Origin of the sequence: Caballeronia udeis (genome assembly GCF_044909315.1) — a bacterium.
Lineage (GTDB): Bacteria > Pseudomonadota > Gammaproteobacteria > Burkholderiales > Burkholderiaceae > Caballeronia > Caballeronia udeis_A.
Genome location: NZ_JBIYEB010000039.1, coordinates 57,795 through 73,174, shown reverse-complemented (window position 1 = coordinate 73,174; position 15,380 = coordinate 57,795). Strand labels below are relative to the sequence as shown.

Here is a 15,380-nt window from a genome sequence, read left to right as displayed (position 1 = left end):
CTCCTCAATTGCGGCTCTGAGCCTTCGGTTCTTCGGAGCCTCAAGCTTAACCCGCGTCGCTTGAGGTACAGCAGGTCCAATACATTGTGTCTAGGCCTCGTTGCGCTTGGCTCCTGTCTCGTCACGATGGCCGGCATATCCTTCGAACTAGACCGTTTCACCGACGCCAGCGACGCTGGCCGTGCTATTCAAGGCGTCATTACGGGCATCGGCTTTCTCGGCGCCGGGGTGATCCTGCAAAACCGTACCACCGGCAGGATCAGCGGCTTGACGACGGCGGCTTCGATCTGGGTCACTGCCGCGCTCGGCATCGTGTGCGGCATCGGCGCATGGCAGATTGCGGGCATTGCCACCGCCCTGCTCCTGCTGCTGCTCTCGGTGGGCGGCAGCATTGAACGTGCGTTGCACCGGCGCTGGTTAAGAAAGTCACCTGAAGAGCAGGCCGCGATCACGCGACATGACGAATAGTCACGCGGCGCACTACTCGGCGCGTCGCCGTCGAACGAATGTGCCACGCGTCAAATGCATCGATCGCGGACGATCCGAGACATATGTCAGTGATGGTCGCTGTAGTCGGACCTCGCCTTGGGTGTCGCGCTTACCTTTGCGTATTGAAACTCGGGCAGCGCCTTGATCGCATCTTTCGTCGCGCCGGCAAGCACCAGTTTGCCATTGACGAAATCGAGCTGCTCAATCGGAATGGCCACGTCGTGATGCGACACCCCCAGAAACTGGTTTGCGGCGACGATTGCAAACGATACCGACCGGTCCGGTGCCACGATAATGTCATGAATGACGCCAACACGCTCGCCCTCCTCGTTGAAGACCGGCTTGTCCATGATCGACTTTCTCACGCTCCAGCCTGCCACGATCGCGGCCGACTCTTGCACGCTGATACCAAGCGGCTGGGCGCCGGCCACCTGGGCGTGCGCGTCTAGAGGGAGTCCGAGCGACGACACGAGCAGCAATACAAGCAGATTCGTTTTCATGAGATTCCCTTCGTTCTGGTGTTGACCGCTGATGAAGCCGTCCCTGTTCGACGCGGTCGGCGACGGTCTTCGCGAATTTTTCGCGATCCTTCTCGCTCAGCGTCGGTCCGCTTGGGACGATATTGACGAGGTCTTCGATTTCCCGCAAAGCCAGTTTGAGTCCCGGTGTCTCGAAGAATCGTGCACGGCTGCCGTCGGCAACGACAACCCAGGTAGTGACAGCCATGGTGTGCCTCTTAGCGTGATCGGTCGCCGGCCCGGCACGCATCGCAAATCGTTACGTGACGCCAGAGAGCCCGCCGGCCAGCGATAGTCTATCTCCAACGCCCATCGATCACGGACCGTGGGACCTCCCCACGCTCCTGCGCGAGCGACGGATAGTCGGTATACCCATGCTCGCCGCCGCCGTAGAACGTGGACGGATCAGGCGAATTGAGCCGAGCGTGCGACCGGAAGCGTTCCGGCAGGTCGGGATTGGCGATGAACAAGCGTCCGAACGCGATCAGGTCTGCGTTGCCGTCCTCGACCCATCTTTCCGCACTGATGCCGTCGAACCCGCCCGCGACCATCAGCACACCACGATAAGTGCGGCGTATCATCTCGTTCATGCGTTTCGCGCGCTCCGTGAAAGCGACATCCTCACCGGTCGCCGCCAGCGCGGGATTGACGATGTGCAAATAAGCCAGCCCGTATCGATTGAGCTTCTCGATGACGTAAGAAAAGGTCGCCTCGGGATCGTCGTCATGCATGTCGTTGAAGGTGCCGAGAGGAGAGAGCCGTACGCCGACCTTTTCCGGTCCCCACACTTCGCAAACCGTTTCGATCACCTCGAACAGCAACTTGGCCCGGAGCTCGCTCGACCCGCCGTATTCGTCCGTGCGGCGGTTCGTGCCGGACAGCAGGAACTGGTCGAGCAGATACCCGTTCGCTCCGTGCACTTCGACGCCGTCCATCCCGGCAGCCTTTGCGTTGCGCGCACCCCTGAAGTATTGGCGCACGAGATACGGCATCTCTTCGATCTGCAGCGCGCGAGGCGTGACGCAGGGCGCGACGACACCTTCGCCGCGCTCGTTCTCGATGAAAGCCTCTGCTTTCGGCCGGACCGCAGACGGCGCAACGGGAAGCATTTCATCGGGCTGCAACGAGGGGTGCGATATGCGCCCGACGTGCCAGAGTTGCATGAACATCAACCCGCCCGCCTCGTGTACGGCGTCCGCCACGAGCCGCCAGCCTTCGACTTGCTCGCGAGTATGAATCCCAGGCGTCCATGCATAGCCCTGCCCTTGCATCGACACCTGCGTCGCCTCGCTGATGATGAGCGCGGCCGCTGCGCGCTGCGCGTAATAGCAAGCGTTGAGCTGCGACGGTATGTTGCCTGGTCGGCTCGCGCGCGAACGCGTTAGCGGCGCCATTACGACACGATGACGCAGGTTGTGCGGTCCCACCTTTACGGGTTCGAACAGCTTGCGTAGTGGAATTTGCTCGTCGTGCTGCCCGGCTTCCCTCGGCGCGATTTCCGCATCAGGCATAAATTTTCTCCTTGCTTTTGACTCGGCCCGAAAAGTGCTGCCAGAGACGCTTCGAAGTGTCGGCGTCAAATCACATCGACAGCATCCTGCTCTTTGCCCAGTATAGCCATGACCCGCGCGCGCTTCTTTCCGGTTTCTGCTCAGATGTGTCACGATCCTGCGCTCACCGGTCCATCGCTCCATCGGGGGGCGGATGCGGCGCTCCCATCCACTCAGCTATTGTGCCGCTATCGAAAGAAACGCTACCCCTAAAACCGGCGCGGATCTGGGTGCGGGAGAGGCGAGCTGATGTAGCGCCACGGTGTTCCCGGCATGCCTGACTATGGCATGCTGGAAGCCCTTCCGGATGGCGCAAAGCGGCGGAAGAAATTGCCGTTCCGCGCCATAGACATCAGAAAGCGCGTGGTGGGAATCACCATACTAAGTGAGCGTTGAACGATGTTTTCGCCGGGTACATGGTCCGAATTGCAAACGACGTACCCGGCGCGACACCGGCCGAAGGTAGTTAAGGACTGTCTGGAACGGAAGCCGAGAAAATTTTGAGTTGAGACTCTTGAAAATTCTCGACAATCTCCTATTTTCCATTCCGTAAGCAGCCGCAGTATTAACGCTGCGTGTTTCGATTGGTTTGTCAGAGGCATGGCAGACGAACTGGAGCGCGTATGCCGGTTCGTCTCCTGCCGTAATATGGGAGATAGCAGCCATGAGTGACCTTCTTTTCAATACCAACCTGCTCGATGAGGTCGACCGCTTTCAGCGCCAGATGGCGTCGCTGTTCAGCGGCCTGCCGTCAAGTATCCGGGCGTCGCGCCTTAGCACCTTTCCGCAAATTAACCTCGGGAGCACGGACGACTCCGTGGAGATTGTCGCGTTTGCCCCGGGTATCGATCCAGCCAAACTGGAACTGACCGTGGACAAGGGCTTGCTGACCATCAGCGGCGAGCGTGCGCGTGTCGAGCCCCCGTCCGAAGGACGTTCTTATGCACAAGAGCGCTTCGTGGGTACATTCCGTCGCGCAATCGAATTACCCCGCGACGCTGACCCGGACAACGTCAAGGCGCGCTACGCGAATGGTTGCCTGACGATCAGCATCGGCAAGCGAGAGACGTCCCGTCCGCGCACGATCGCGATCCAATGACCAACTTTTCAAATATTCGAGGAGAGCATCATGAGCACCCAGACTCAGCTTGCAGAACGCAATGTCGGCGCGGTCGCCCGTCACGGCGACACACAGGCACAAAAGGGTCCGACAATCGCTCCGGCTGTCGATATTTACGAGGACGCCCATGGCATCACTTTGTGGGCTGATCTCCCGGGCGTTTCGCGGGACAGGTTGAACGTCCATGTGCAGGACGGCAATCTCTTTATCGAAGGCGAGGCCTCGATCGACACGCCCGACGGTCTGCGCCTGCATCACGCGGAGATTCGTGAGCCGCGCTTTGCCCGGGCATTTTCATTGAGCGCGGACTTCGATATATCGAAGATCGACGCCAGCCTCAACGACGGGGTGCTTAAGCTCAGCATTCCGCGTCGCGAGGAAGCCCGGCCGCGCCGTATCGAAGTCAGTGTTGGATAAGTGCCACGCGGCGCCCGCGCAGGTCGTAGCGGGCGCCGCCTCGGCAGAATAGCTGACAGGAGGCTTTCTTGGAATTTGAAACTGAGTGGAAAACCTTGGGCAAACACCGGGTGCGGCTGCACGCAACTCGCGGCTTTCCCACCGAGACTCTGCATACGGTGGCTGATTGCGCGCGCCTGGCCATCGAGAACAACATGAGTGCACGGGCAAGACTTGTCGAGGTGGTCTGTCGAGACCAGAACAAGGCGTATGACATTTTAGTGGGAACCACAATGCCCGATGACCGTCGTTGCGCAGCACAACTCGAAGTTGCAATGGCTGCCGTGCTCGGCTTGCTGCCCGAACAGATCACGATAACTGTCAAACCAGTCGAGCAGAGGGAAGTCGACCTGAACTTTGGCGTCTACGAACGGTTGCTTTCTCAGAAGCTAGGCTTGGTCCCACCTATTCAATGAGCCCTGCCGGACACTCTTTGCTTACGCTATTTCGGACCAGCAAGTGAACCCGAGTGCCGTCGACGATGTCATCGCCCGAGACGATTGCGGTGAATGTGCTGGTCTCTATCGTCAATGTGAACCGCGGCTTTCGACGTGATCCGGACGCGGGCCCGAACCCATGAACAGAACAGGGTATAAGCCGCAATCTGAGGATCCACGCAGGCGAACTACTTAGCCACGCCAGGGGGAACACGCATTGCTATAAAGAATAACCTTCACAGGAGCGTAGACATGACAGCGCACAAAGAATCCGACGCATACAAGAACGCATCGGGCGGCTGGGGATCAATCAAAGCCGTCGCCAGCGCCCTCTTTCAAGAGCACGTCGCGGTCGATGGCAGTCGTGTCCTCATGCATCAGAATAAACCGGACGGGTTCATGTGCGTGAGCTGTTCCTGGGCGAAGCCCAAGGATCCCCACACGTTCGAATTCTGTGAAAGCGGTGCGAAAGCAACCACCTGGGACCTGACATCGAAACGCGTAGATCCTGATTTGTTCGCCCGCCACACAGTGTCCGCGCTCAATAGCTGGCACGATCACGAACTCGAAGAGGCCGGACGCGTGGCGGCTCCTCTACGGTGGGATCCGGCGTCCGACAGGTACCTCGAAGTCTCATGGGACGACGCCTTTGCTGAAATCGGCCGCGAACTGAATGCGCTCGAGCCAAACTCGGTAGTCTTCTACACCTCAGGCCGCGCATCGCTAGAGACCGCCTACATGTATCAGTTGTTCGCGCGCATGTATGGCACCAACAACCTGCCCGACAGCTCGAACATGTGCCACGAGAGCACGAGCGTCGGACTAAAGGAAGCGATCGGCGTTGGCGTGGGCACCATCACGCTCGACGATTTCGAGAAGACCGACCTGATGTTCTTCTTTGGCCAGAATGTCGGCACAAATAGTCCGCGGATGCTGCACCAGTTGCAGGATGCCCGCAAGCGCGGCGTGCCCATCATCAGGTTCAATCCAATCCGAGAGCCTGGCCTGGTCAGTTTCGTCAATCCCCAGTCGCCGCTGCAGATGCTCACGCCCGGCTCAACGCAGATCAGCACGCAATACCACCAGGTGAAGGCTGGCGGGGACAGCGCGGCGATCACGGGTATCTGCAAGGCACTTCTCGAGGCTGACGACGAGGCGCTCGCCACTGGCAAGCCCCGGCTTCTGGATGTTGGATTCATCGAAGAACACACGGCCGGATTCGAAGAATTTGCTGCATTCGTCCGTCAATGTGACTGGGGGGAAATCGAACGCGTCAGCGCGCTCACGCGCGAGGCGCTCGCGCAAGCCGCTGCCGAATACGGCCGTGCACATGCCGTGATTGCTCACTATGGCATGGGTCTCACGCAACACCGGATGGGCGTGCAGAATGTACGGATGCTGATGAATCTGCTCCTGATGAGGGGCAATATCGGCAAGCCCGGTGCCGGACCCTCGCCAGTGAGAGGACACTCGAACGTGCAGGGGCAACGGACGGTCGGAGTCACGGAAAAGCCGGAACTCGCACCGCTCGACAAACTGGCCGAACAATACCAATTCGAGCCGCCGCGCGACACAGGCACGAACACGGTCGAGGCATGCGAGGCCATCGTGGCGGGCAAGGTGCGTGCCGTCTTTCAGCTTGGCGGGAATCTGGTCCGCGCGGTGCCCGACCGTTCTGTGATTGAACCTGCCTGGAGCAAGCTGAGGCTGACCGTGAACATCACGACGAAACTCAACCGCAGCCATTTGATTCATGGTGAGATTTCCTACGTGCTTCCCTGCCTGAGCCGGATCGAAATCGACGAGCAGGCGGGCAAGACACAAGCCGTCTCGATGGAAGACAGCACTGGTTGCATGCATGGCTCACGAGGCGTGGCAAAACCCGCCAGCGAACAACTACGCTCGGAACCAAGGATCGTCGGCGCGATTGCAAAGGCGACTCTCGGTCCGGCTTCGACCGTCGACTGGGATGCGTGGGCGAACGACTATGGCTTGGTCAGGGATGCGATCGCCCAAACGTACCCGAAGATTTTTCACGACTTCAATGCGAGGATGTGGACGCCCGGTGGTTTCCATCGGCCGCTGCCTGCGGCTGAGCGCGAATGGGAGACAAAGAGCGGTAAGGCCGAATTTCTGACGCCCGACACACTCTTCGAAGACCCAGACGTGCACGGTATAGACGAAAACACGCTACGGCTCTTTACCTTGCGCAGCGACAGTCAGTTCAATACCACCATTTACACTCTCGACGACCGCTTTCGCGGAGTGCACGGCAGCCGAATGGTGCTGCTGATGAATGAGAAGGACATGCATCGCCTGGGACTGTCTGCCGAACAGGAGATCACGCTCGAGACGGTCGCCGACGACGGTGTAGAACGACGTGTCGGCGGTTTAAAGATAAAGGCCTTCGATTTGCCGGCAGGATGTGTGGGCGGGTATTACCCGGAATGCAACCCGCTGCTTCCTCTCTGGCACTACGCCAAGCAGAGCAAGGTGCCGGCCGCCAAATCGATTCCGGTCAGGATCGTTGCCTGATCCTCGCGAGGCAGCGCGAACGACACGACAGGCAATCCCGATGCTCTGGACCCGTGCCTGTATCTGATAGGTCTGCGCATCGAGGAAAAACTGCCTGAAGAGGAACTGACCGATTGAGGCAGAGACAGTCCAGCTATGCCATGTGCTGATACGTTTTTTTTTAGTACGGCCCGATGACGTGCGGCGTTTATCGACCCATAGTCCGGCAACCTGAGCATCCGTCGATTGCCTTCTGACTAGTCCTCATTTCTGCCGTAGTGACGTCTGACTCTCGGCAAGTTGACTATGCCCCTTCGGGCCATATCTCCGCGCGCCTATGTCAACGACGCCATACACGCGCCATTTCCACGCCACGTTGATGTCATCGGCCTCATCCATACCGTGATTGAATGCTTTGGCAGAAAGCAATTCGCAAAATCCTGTGCTATACATGACGGCTGAATCGGACGCATCGATGGAGACGCGATGAAGAGGTCGATCGGCTTGGCGGCATCGTTGTGCGCATTATTGTGCGCCGCGTTTTTCGCGGGCACGCTTGGCTCGCTCGCGTATCCGCACTTCACGCCGACGGCCAACGCAGCAGAAACATCAGCGCTACCGCTCACCAATACCGCGCTACTCAAACACGGCGCAAACCTGGCCGCCATCGGCGATTGCGTCGTGTGTCACACAACAGATCGCAGTGCGCCTTTCGCAGGCGGGCGTCCGCTCGACACGCCGTTCGGCACGATCTATTCGACCAATATCACGCCCGATCGCCAAACCGGCATCGGTGACTGGACGCTCAGCGACTTCACGCGTTCAATGCGTCGCGGCATCGCGCGCGACGGTCACCTGCTCTACCCTGCCTTTCCGTATCCACACTTCACGCACATGACGGATGCCGATATCGCCGCGCTCTACGCGTATCTGATGTCGCGCGATGCCGTGCAGTCCACCGCGCCCGCGAACCAGTTGATGTTCCCGCTCAGTTTCCGTCCGTTGATTGCGGCATGGAATCTGTTCTTTTTGCATCCCGGCATCGAAGCAAATGGCGAAACGAATAGTCAAGCGAATGTTCAAGCGCCAGCAGAACCCGCAACGCATGGCGCACAGCTAATACGCGGCAAATACCTGATCGACGGCCCCGCGCATTGCGCCGCCTGTCACACGCCGATGAATCTGCTCGGCGCAGAAAAGCGCGGCGACGCGTTCGACGGCAACGTGATCGAAGGCTGGGAGGCACCCGCATTGACGACGTTGCTGAGCGCGCGCGAACCGTGGACGCACGATCAACTCGCCGCGTATTTGCGCACCGGTTTCGCCGATCAACATGGTGCAGCGGCGGGACCGATGCGAGCGGTGACGCAGTCGCTGAGCAATGCGTCCGATGTCGATGTCGATGCGATGGCCACGTATCTGCTCTCACTACAAAAGCCAGCCGAAGCATCGCCCAAGGCTATGCAGCAAACCGCCCAGGCAAACATGAATAACATCCGCGACGGCGCAACGCTTTTCTCAGCAGCGTGCGCCTCATGCCACGCAGCGAACGCGCCAATGACGACGCTCGGCAGCCGTCCATCGCTGGCACTCGGCACCGCCGTCAACGCGCACGATCCACGTAACGCGCTGCGGATGATTCTCGACGGCATTCCGACCGATCGCAGCATGCGCGCCGCCTTCATGCCAGGCTTCGCCGACACGTTCACCAACGCGCAGATCGCCGATCTCGCCGCGTACCTGCGCTCGAATTTCAGCAGCCAACCCGCATGGACGCTCGACGAAGCCGACGTCGAACGCCTGCGCAAGGAGTCTCACGAACCATGATGACGCTCATTGTGAACGGCGTGCCGCATCAACTCGATATCGATCCGTCGACGCCACTCCTCTACGCCCTGCGCAATCAACTCGGCCTGCACGGCGCGAAATTCGGCTGTGGTCTGGGCCAATGCGGCGCGTGTACGGTGATCGTCGGTGACAAGCCGGTGTTCTCGTGTTTAATGCCGGTCGCAGCCATCGGCACGCGTTCCGTGCGTACCATCGAAGGACTCGGCAGCACGGACAAGCCCGGCAAGCTGCAACAGGCATTCATCGATAAACAGGCGGCGCAGTGCGGCTACTGCATCGCGGGCATGGTAATGCGCGCGCAGGCGCTGCTCGATCGCGTACCCTCGCCTACCGACGAGCAGATTAGCGCGCACATGGAGCCGAATCTGTGCCGCTGCGGCACGCACATGCGCATCCTTGCCGCGATCCGTCAGGCGGGGCAACCCGCATGAACGATCCGCGCATTCCGCCTGACAACCTCAATCGCCGCCGCTTTCTTGCGGCTGGCAGCGTCATGGTCGGCTTCACGCTGTTGCCCGCTGTACGCGCGCTCGCGCAGACCACGACGACCGAAGCCGGCACGCTCACTGCGTCCGCGCCGCAGCTCCCGGGCAGTCTGAAGACATCGCCAATGCTCGACGCGTGGGTGAAGATCGACGAAGCGGGCTGCATCACGGTGTTCACCGGCAAGGCGGAACTCGGCACCGGCATTCGCACGGCGTTCATGCAGATCGCCGCCGAACAGCTCGGCGTGACGCCCGAGCGCATCGTCCTCGTCACCGCCGACACGAACGCGACGCCCGACGAAGGCTACACCGCCGGCAGTCATTCGACCGCCGACAGCGGCACCGCAATCGCCAATGCGACCGCGCAGGTGCGCTCGCTATTGCTCGAAGCTGCGGCCACGCGATTGAACGTCGATGTCCCCTCGCTGACGACGCAGAACGGCGAAATTGTCGCTAACGACGGCCGTCGATTGACATTCGGCGAAGCGGTCAGCGGCGTCGACTTGCATCGCAATGCCGCACCCGGTGCGCCGACCAAAGATCCGAAGACGTTCAAGGTGATCGGCCAGTCGTTTCAACGTGTGGATATTCCGGGCAAGGTGACCGGCGCACCGCGTTATGTGCAGGACTTGAAGTTGCCCGGCATGGTGCATGCGCGCGTCGTCCGGCCGCCGTCTTACGGTGCAACGCTGCAATCGGTCGATATCAAGCCGGTGCGCACAATGCCCGGCGTGATCGCCGTGGTTCAGGACGGCAGCTATCTTGCGGTCGTCGCCGACGATGAATGGCGTGCGATCGTCGCGATGCGCGCGCTGTCCGACGCTGCGAAATGGCGCAGCGGTCCGCCGTTGCCCGCGCAGTCGACAATCCACGAGACGCTCGAAAAACTGCCGGCGCAGGAAATCTCCGTCGCAAACAAAACGGCCGCCGCCGCGCCCGCCACGCAGACCTTGCACGCGCGCTTCACGAAACCGTATCTGACGCACGGATCGATCGGCCCGTCGTGTGCCGTCGCGTGGCTCAACGACGGCACGATGACGGTCTGGACGCATACGCAAGGCGTATTTCCGATGCGCAAGGGGCTCGCCGAAATGCTGTCGATGCCGCCCGAGCGCGTGCATTGCATTCACGTCGAAGGCTCCGGTTGCTACGGACACAATGGTGCCGACGACGTCGCCGCGGACGCCGCGTTGATCGCGCGCGCCGTGCCTGGAAAGCCCGTGCGAGTGCAATGGATGCGCGAGCAGGAGCACACGTGGGAGCCGTTCGGACCGGCGATGTCGAGCGACGTGACGGCATCATTGGATGCGAGCGGACAGATCGTCGACTGGAAGTTCGAGGTGTGGAGTAACACGCACAACAATCGCATCGAAAACGCCGGGCGTTTCATGCCGACGTGGTTTCTGTCGAAGCCTTTTACGCCCGCGCCGCCGAAGCCGATTCCGATGCCCGAAGGCGGTGGGGACCGCAACAGCATTCCGCTGTATCGCTTGCCGAATCTCTACGTGCAGCATCATTTCCTGCCAGACATGCCGATCCGCGTGTCGGCGATGCGTTCGCTCGGCGCGTATCACAACATCTTTTCGATCGAGAGTTTCATCGACGAACTCGCGCTCGCCGCGCATACCGATCCGGTTGCGTTCCGCCTGAAGCATCTCGACGATCCGCGCGCGCGTGACGTGATCGAGCGCGCATCACGGCGATTTGGCTGGCCGCATCGCGTGCATGACGGCGCGCCGTCGCGCGGCGTCGGCTTTGCGTTCGCGATGTACAAGAACCTGATGGCGTACTGCGCGCTGGCCGTCGAAGTCGCGGTCGAACGCGAAACGGGTGATGTGACGATCGAGCGCGTGGCGTGCGCGATCGATTGCGGACAGATCGTGAATCCGGACGGCGTGCGCAACCAGGTCGAAGGCGGCATTGTGCAGTCGGCCAGCTGGACGCTGTTCGAAGCAACAACCTTCGACGCGCACAACATTACGAGTTTCGACTGGAGCCAGTACCCGATCTTGCGTTTTTCTTCGGCGCCGAAAGTGCTCGATGTCGATCTGATTGATCGGCCGGGCATGCCGTTCCTGGGTGTCGGCGAAGCGTCGCAAGGACCGATGTCGGCGGCGTTGGCGAACGCCGTTGCCAACGCGACTGGCAAGCGCTTCAGGGATTTGCCGCTGTCGCCGGACATGTTGCGCGCGGCGTTGCGGGTTTGATTGGCCAGGACGAGGCTATGGCAAGACCGCTCTGGGGTTGCTGATTGAGACGGCGGAACGGGCGTTCCAGACGAAGTCGTCAGTCAGTGAGACGCGGCGAAATCATCGATCTTTGCAGCGGGAGAAAGCGCGAACGATGCCCGCATGTCCCGAGTCTCATCGACCGGTGAGCGTCCGAAAAACCGCTTGAACTCGCGACTGAACTGCGAGGCACTTTCGTAGCCGACGCGCGCCGACGCGGACGCGGCCGTCAACCCGTCACGAATCATCAGCAAGCGCGCCTGATGCAGACGCGTCGACTTGATGTATTGGATCGGAGAGGTCAGCGTGACGGTTCTGAAGTTGACATGAAACGCAGGAACGCTCATCCCCGCCTCTTCCGCGAGACGACTGACATCCAATGATTGCGCATAGTCGGTGTGAATTCGCCGCAGCGCTTTCGCCACCCTGCCGAAGCGCCCCTGATGCGCGAGCGCGGCCCTCATCGCGCCGCCTCGTTCCCCAATCAATACCCGGTAGCAGATTTCCCGCACGATTGCAGGCCCCAGTATCTCCGCGTCAAGGGGTGATGTCAGGGCGTGCAGCAGGCGTAAGGTCGCTTCGGCGAGGTCTCCCTCGAGCGGCGTCGACAGGATCCCTAGCGGTGCGCCTTGCTGATGGCATCCCGAACGATCGATCGCCAGTATCAGGTCGGTCAACTCGATCAGATCGAGGCGCAACGACACGGCCAGCATCGGCTCGGACTCGCTCGCTTCGGTTTCTGTGGAGAACGGCAGCGGCACAGACAAGACCAGGTAATGCTGCGCATCGTAGACATATACCTCTTCGCCCAGAAAGCCCAGCTTGCGCCCCTGACACACGATCACGATGCTCGGCTCGTATAGCACGGGCGTGCGCCCCAGCGGCCGGTTGGAGCGCATGAACCGCACGCCCTCCAGCGCGGATTGGGTGTAACCCTCATTCGGCGCCAGACGCTGAAGCAGGCTGACCATGCGTGTGGAAACCGGGTTGTCGGCAACTGTCACGAGAGCTCCTATTTCACCAGATCAGGTGCAGGAATTCTACTGGATACGATCGACAGCCCGCTCTCACTTCAATAGGAATAGGCAATACCGCAATCGCCGCGTGTATTCGCGTGCAGGCGCTCGGCTCATAAGATGGGTCATCGGTTGCACGGTGCAGCCGAAGCGCCCGGGAGACCGCGCCGCGATTGCCTCGCCCCTTCGTGCGCAGGCTTCGTAGCCTCTCCCCCGGACAAACCTGCACGGATTATCGGAACGGAGAACGCAACATGACAAGGCAAACCAACTCACCCAAAGTCATCCTCATTACCGGGGCAAGCAGCGGTATCGGCGAAGCGACAGTCCGGCTGCTCGCCGCCCAGGGACACCAGCTCGTGATCGGCGCGCGGCGCACGGAACGACTCGCGGCGCTGGCCGAAGAAATCCAGGCGAGCGGCGGCTCGGTTCGTTACCGGGCACTCGACGTCACTTGCGCCGCCGATGTCAGCGCTTTCGCCCAGTTCGCACTGGACGCCTTCGGCCGCATCGACGTGATCGTCAACAACGCCGGCGTGATGCCTTTGTCGCCTTTGAGCGCGATAAAAGTGGACGAATGGAATCGCATGATCGACGTGAACATCCGTGGCGTGCTGCACGGCATCGCCGCGGTCCTGCCGGCCATGGAGCGCCAGGGGTCCGGCCAGGTCATCAATATGTCCTCGATCGGTGGCCTGTCCGTCTCGCCGACGGCAGCCGTGTATTGCGCTACCAAGTTCGCCGTGCGCGCCATCTCGGACGGCCTGCGGCAGGAAACCGACAAGATTCGCGTGACCGTGATCTGCCCGCGCGTCGTTGAGTCGGAGCTGGCCGAGTCGATCTCCGATGAAACCGCGCGAGCAGCGATGCGCGACTTCCGCCGCATCGCACTTACGTCGGACGCCATTGCACGCTCGGTCGCCTATGCGATCGAGCAGCCGGCGGATGTCGATGTCAGCGAAATCGTCGTCCGCCCGACGGCGAGCCCTTTCTAACCGCCTCATCTCTAAGGTCTAAGGAGAAATTCACCATGGCTTCACAACATGCATCCGCCAATCAACCGTTCGCCGGCAAGGTCGCCATCGTCACCGGCGCGGCAAGCGGCATCGGACTCGCCACCACCGAGCTACTGCACGCGCAAGGCGCCAGCGTGATCGCCGTCGGACGCGGCGCCAACGTCGAAGCATTGGCCCGTCCGGGGATCGTTCCGCTCATCGCCGACGTCGCGCATGAGGAAAGCGCGGTGCGCGCCGTGTCCACCGCGATGGAACGCTTTGGCAAACTGGACATTCTGGTCAACAACGCCGCGATCATCATTAACAAGCCGGTCGTCGAGATGACGCTCGACGACTGGAACGGCATCCAGGCGGTCAATTCCACCGGTGCGTTCCTGTTCTCACGCGAGGCCATGCGCGCGATGATGCCGGCGAAGACCGGCGCCATCGTCAACGTTGGTTCTTACGCGTGCTATCAGGCGTTTCCGCTGATCGCCGCCTATGCCGCGTCCAAAGGTGCGCTCGCCCAGTTGACGCGCGCCATGTCGCTCGAGGCGATCGATCACGGCATTCGTGTCAATGCGGTGGGCTCCGGCGATGCGGTGACGAACATCACCAACCACCTCCACGAGGATGGCCCGGCCTTCCTCGCCGAGCACGGCAAGAACTCGCCGATCAAGCGGGCAGCCGATCCGCGGGAAATTGCGGAAGTAATCGCCTTTCTGGCGTCGGAGAAAGCCAGCTATATCGTCGGCGCGATTGTGATGGCGGACGGCGGCATGAGCGTCGCGCTCAAGTAAAGCCTTGGTCAAATTCTTTTGAACCGTGGCATTCATTTAAATTCGCATTACTTATTTATAAAGGAAATCATCATGAGCAAATCTACAAAAATCTGGTTCGTCACGGGCGCATCGAAAGGTGTCGGCCAACGGCTCGTACGGCAACTCCTCGCGCGTGGCGATCGCGTCGCCGCGACCTCGCGAACCGTGGCGTCGCTGACGGATGCAATCGGCCCGGCCTCAGGGCAGTTTCTTCCTCTGCAAGTCGATCTGACCAACGACCAGAGCGTGCGGTCCGCCATCGCGCAAACCATCAAGGCTTTCGGCGAGATCGATGTGATCGTCAATAACGCCGGATACGCCCAACAGGGAACCGTCGAAGGCCTCTCGGACGACGAGCTTCGGCAAAACTTCGAAGTCAACCTGTTCGCGCCGCTGATGGTGCTGCGGCACGCGCTCCCGCATCTGCGCAAGCAGCGCGGCGGGCATGTGGTCAACATTGCCTCGATCGTCGGTTACCAGGGCGGCTACGCGGGCTGGGGCAGCTATGTGGCGAGCAAGTTTGCACTCGCCGGCCTGACGGAGTCGCTCGCGGCCGAGGTGGCCGAGTTCGGCATCAAGGCAACGGTGGTGTATCCCGGGCCGGTACGCACGGAGTTTCTGTCGAGCGGCGCGCTGGCAGTGGCCAAACGGCAGATTGATGACTACACCGAAGCCAAAGCGTCGCTCGATCTTCACCTTGGCACGCTGCACGGTCATCAGGCCGGCGATCCGGACAAGCTGGCCATGCTGATCATGCAAGCCGTGGATGTTGCCGAACCACCGTTGCATCTGTTCGCCGGCAAGATCGCCAACGAACTGGCGGCACAAAAAGCCGCGGCGGTCCAACGCGACCTTGATGCGTGGAAAGGTTCATCCGAAGCAACGGACTTCGTCGAGTAACGT

14 protein-coding genes and 1 pseudogene are annotated in these 15,380 nt (G+C 60.9%); 11 read left to right on the top strand and 4 right to left on the bottom strand.

Annotation, left to right across the window (positions count from 1 at the left end; translation table 11 throughout):
* Nucleotides 1–468 (top strand): MgtC/SapB family protein (locus ABH944_RS39565; RefSeq protein ID WP_404613671.1); only part of this gene is annotated, 468 nt, incomplete at its 5' end.
* An 86-nt stretch (nt 469–554) separates the two neighbouring features.
* On the opposite strand, the gene ABH944_RS39560 is transcribed toward ABH944_RS39565, so the two are convergent.
* The 3 genes and pseudogenes from ABH944_RS39560 to ABH944_RS39550 form a co-directional block, all read right to left on the bottom strand.
* Nucleotides 555–989 (bottom strand): PRC-barrel domain-containing protein, encoded by a 435-nt coding sequence (locus ABH944_RS39560; protein ID WP_404613673.1) that lies wholly within the window; start codon nt 987–989, stop codon nt 555–557.
* Between the two features lie 16 nt (nt 990–1,005).
* A pseudogene (locus tag ABH944_RS39555) lies at nt 1,006–1,215 on the bottom strand (host attachment protein); the annotation flags it as partial.
* Between the two features lie 88 nt (nt 1,216–1,303).
* Nucleotides 1,304–2,518: an alkene reductase gene (locus ABH944_RS39550; protein WP_404613675.1), complete on the bottom strand. Its 1,215-nt coding sequence runs from the start codon at nt 2,516–2,518 to the stop codon at nt 1,304–1,306.
* Nucleotides 2,519–3,221: 703 nt separating this feature from the next.
* Between ABH944_RS39550 and ABH944_RS39545 the strand changes: the two genes are divergently transcribed.
* The 7 genes from ABH944_RS39545 (at nt 3,222) to ABH944_RS39515 (ending at nt 11,624) form a co-directional block, all read left to right on the top strand.
* Complete coding sequence (locus tag ABH944_RS39545) at nt 3,222–3,656, top strand: Hsp20/alpha crystallin family protein (protein ID WP_404613677.1); 435 nt, start codon at nt 3,222–3,224, stop codon at nt 3,654–3,656.
* A 30-nt stretch (nt 3,657–3,686) separates the two neighbouring features.
* Nucleotides 3,687–4,094, top strand: coding sequence for an Hsp20/alpha crystallin family protein (locus tag ABH944_RS39540; protein WP_404613679.1), 408 nt, complete (start codon nt 3,687–3,689; stop codon nt 4,092–4,094).
* 68 nt (nt 4,095–4,162) lie between these two features.
* Nucleotides 4,163–4,549 (top strand): hypothetical protein, encoded by a 387-nt coding sequence (locus ABH944_RS39535; protein WP_404613681.1) that lies wholly within the window; start codon nt 4,163–4,165, stop codon nt 4,547–4,549.
* 273 nt (nt 4,550–4,822) lie between these two features.
* Nucleotides 4,823–7,105, top strand: coding sequence for an FdhF/YdeP family oxidoreductase (locus tag ABH944_RS39530; protein WP_404613683.1), 2,283 nt, complete (start codon nt 4,823–4,825; stop codon nt 7,103–7,105).
* A gap of 465 nt (nt 7,106–7,570) precedes the next feature.
* Nucleotides 7,571–8,911, top strand: a complete 1,341-nt coding sequence (locus ABH944_RS39525; RefSeq protein ID WP_404613685.1) for a c-type cytochrome — start codon at nt 7,571–7,573, stop codon at nt 8,909–8,911.
* Nucleotides 8,908–9,363: a (2Fe-2S)-binding protein gene (locus tag ABH944_RS39520; protein WP_404613687.1), complete on the top strand. Its 456-nt coding sequence runs from the start codon at nt 8,908–8,910 to the stop codon at nt 9,361–9,363. Before ABH944_RS39525 ends, ABH944_RS39520 begins: the two co-directional genes overlap by 4 nt.
* Nucleotides 9,360–11,624, top strand: coding sequence for a xanthine dehydrogenase family protein molybdopterin-binding subunit (locus ABH944_RS39515; RefSeq protein ID WP_404613689.1), 2,265 nt, complete (start codon nt 9,360–9,362; stop codon nt 11,622–11,624). The genes ABH944_RS39520 and ABH944_RS39515 overlap by 4 nt, the downstream gene beginning before the upstream one ends.
* Nucleotides 11,625–11,707: 83 nt before the next feature.
* Here ABH944_RS39515 and ABH944_RS39510 read toward each other — a convergent pair whose 3' ends face one another.
* Nucleotides 11,708–12,649 (bottom strand): AraC family transcriptional regulator, encoded by a 942-nt coding sequence (locus tag ABH944_RS39510; RefSeq protein WP_404613691.1) that lies wholly within the window; start codon nt 12,647–12,649, stop codon nt 11,708–11,710.
* 266 nt (nt 12,650–12,915) lie between these two features.
* On the opposite strand from ABH944_RS39510, the gene ABH944_RS39505 reads away from it, so the two are divergent.
* The 3 genes from ABH944_RS39505 to ABH944_RS39495 all read left to right on the top strand — a co-directional run bounded on the left by ABH944_RS39505 (nt 12,916) and on the right by ABH944_RS39495 (nt 15,377).
* Entirely contained in the window at nt 12,916–13,656 is a 741-nt protein-coding gene (locus ABH944_RS39505; RefSeq protein WP_404613693.1) for an SDR family oxidoreductase, read from the top strand.
* 35 nt (nt 13,657–13,691) lie between these two features.
* Nucleotides 13,692–14,456: an SDR family NAD(P)-dependent oxidoreductase gene (locus ABH944_RS39500; RefSeq protein WP_404613695.1), complete on the top strand. Its 765-nt coding sequence runs from the start codon at nt 13,692–13,694 to the stop codon at nt 14,454–14,456.
* A gap of 72 nt (nt 14,457–14,528) precedes the next feature.
* Nucleotides 14,529–15,377 carry an SDR family oxidoreductase gene (locus tag ABH944_RS39495; protein ID WP_404613697.1) on the top strand — a complete coding sequence of 283 codons (849 nt, stop codon included), beginning with the start codon at nt 14,529–14,531 and terminating at the stop codon, nt 15,375–15,377.
* The last annotated feature ends 3 nt before the right edge of the window (nt 15,378–15,380 follow it).

What these genes read in the sequence shown, in the direction of transcription:
- ABH944_RS39495 (WP_404613697.1), top strand. Translation starts at nt 14,529, where the DNA reads ATGAGCAAATCTACAAAAATCTGGTTCGTCACGGGCGCATCGAAAGGT.
- ABH944_RS39540 (WP_404613679.1), top strand. Translation starts at nt 3,687, where the DNA reads ATGAGCACCCAGACTCAGCTTGCAGAACGCAATGTCGGCGCGGTCGCC.
- ABH944_RS39560 (WP_404613673.1), bottom strand. Translation starts at nt 989, where the DNA reads ATGAAAACGAATCTGCTTGTATTGCTGCTCGTGTCGTCGCTCGGACTC.
- ABH944_RS39525 (WP_404613685.1), top strand. Translation starts at nt 7,571, where the DNA reads ATGAAGAGGTCGATCGGCTTGGCGGCATCGTTGTGCGCATTATTGTGC.
- ABH944_RS39515 (WP_404613689.1), top strand. Translation starts at nt 9,360, where the DNA reads ATGAACGATCCGCGCATTCCGCCTGACAACCTCAATCGCCGCCGCTTT.
- ABH944_RS39545 (WP_404613677.1), top strand. Translation starts at nt 3,222, where the DNA reads ATGAGTGACCTTCTTTTCAATACCAACCTGCTCGATGAGGTCGACCGC.
- ABH944_RS39550 (WP_404613675.1), bottom strand. Translation starts at nt 2,518, where the DNA reads ATGCCTGATGCGGAAATCGCGCCGAGGGAAGCCGGGCAGCACGACGAG.
- ABH944_RS39505 (WP_404613693.1), top strand. Translation starts at nt 12,916, where the DNA reads ATGACAAGGCAAACCAACTCACCCAAAGTCATCCTCATTACCGGGGCA.
- ABH944_RS39500 (WP_404613695.1), top strand. Translation starts at nt 13,692, where the DNA reads ATGGCTTCACAACATGCATCCGCCAATCAACCGTTCGCCGGCAAGGTC.
- ABH944_RS39520 (WP_404613687.1), top strand. Translation starts at nt 8,908, where the DNA reads ATGATGACGCTCATTGTGAACGGCGTGCCGCATCAACTCGATATCGAT.
- ABH944_RS39530 (WP_404613683.1), top strand. Translation starts at nt 4,823, where the DNA reads ATGACAGCGCACAAAGAATCCGACGCATACAAGAACGCATCGGGCGGC.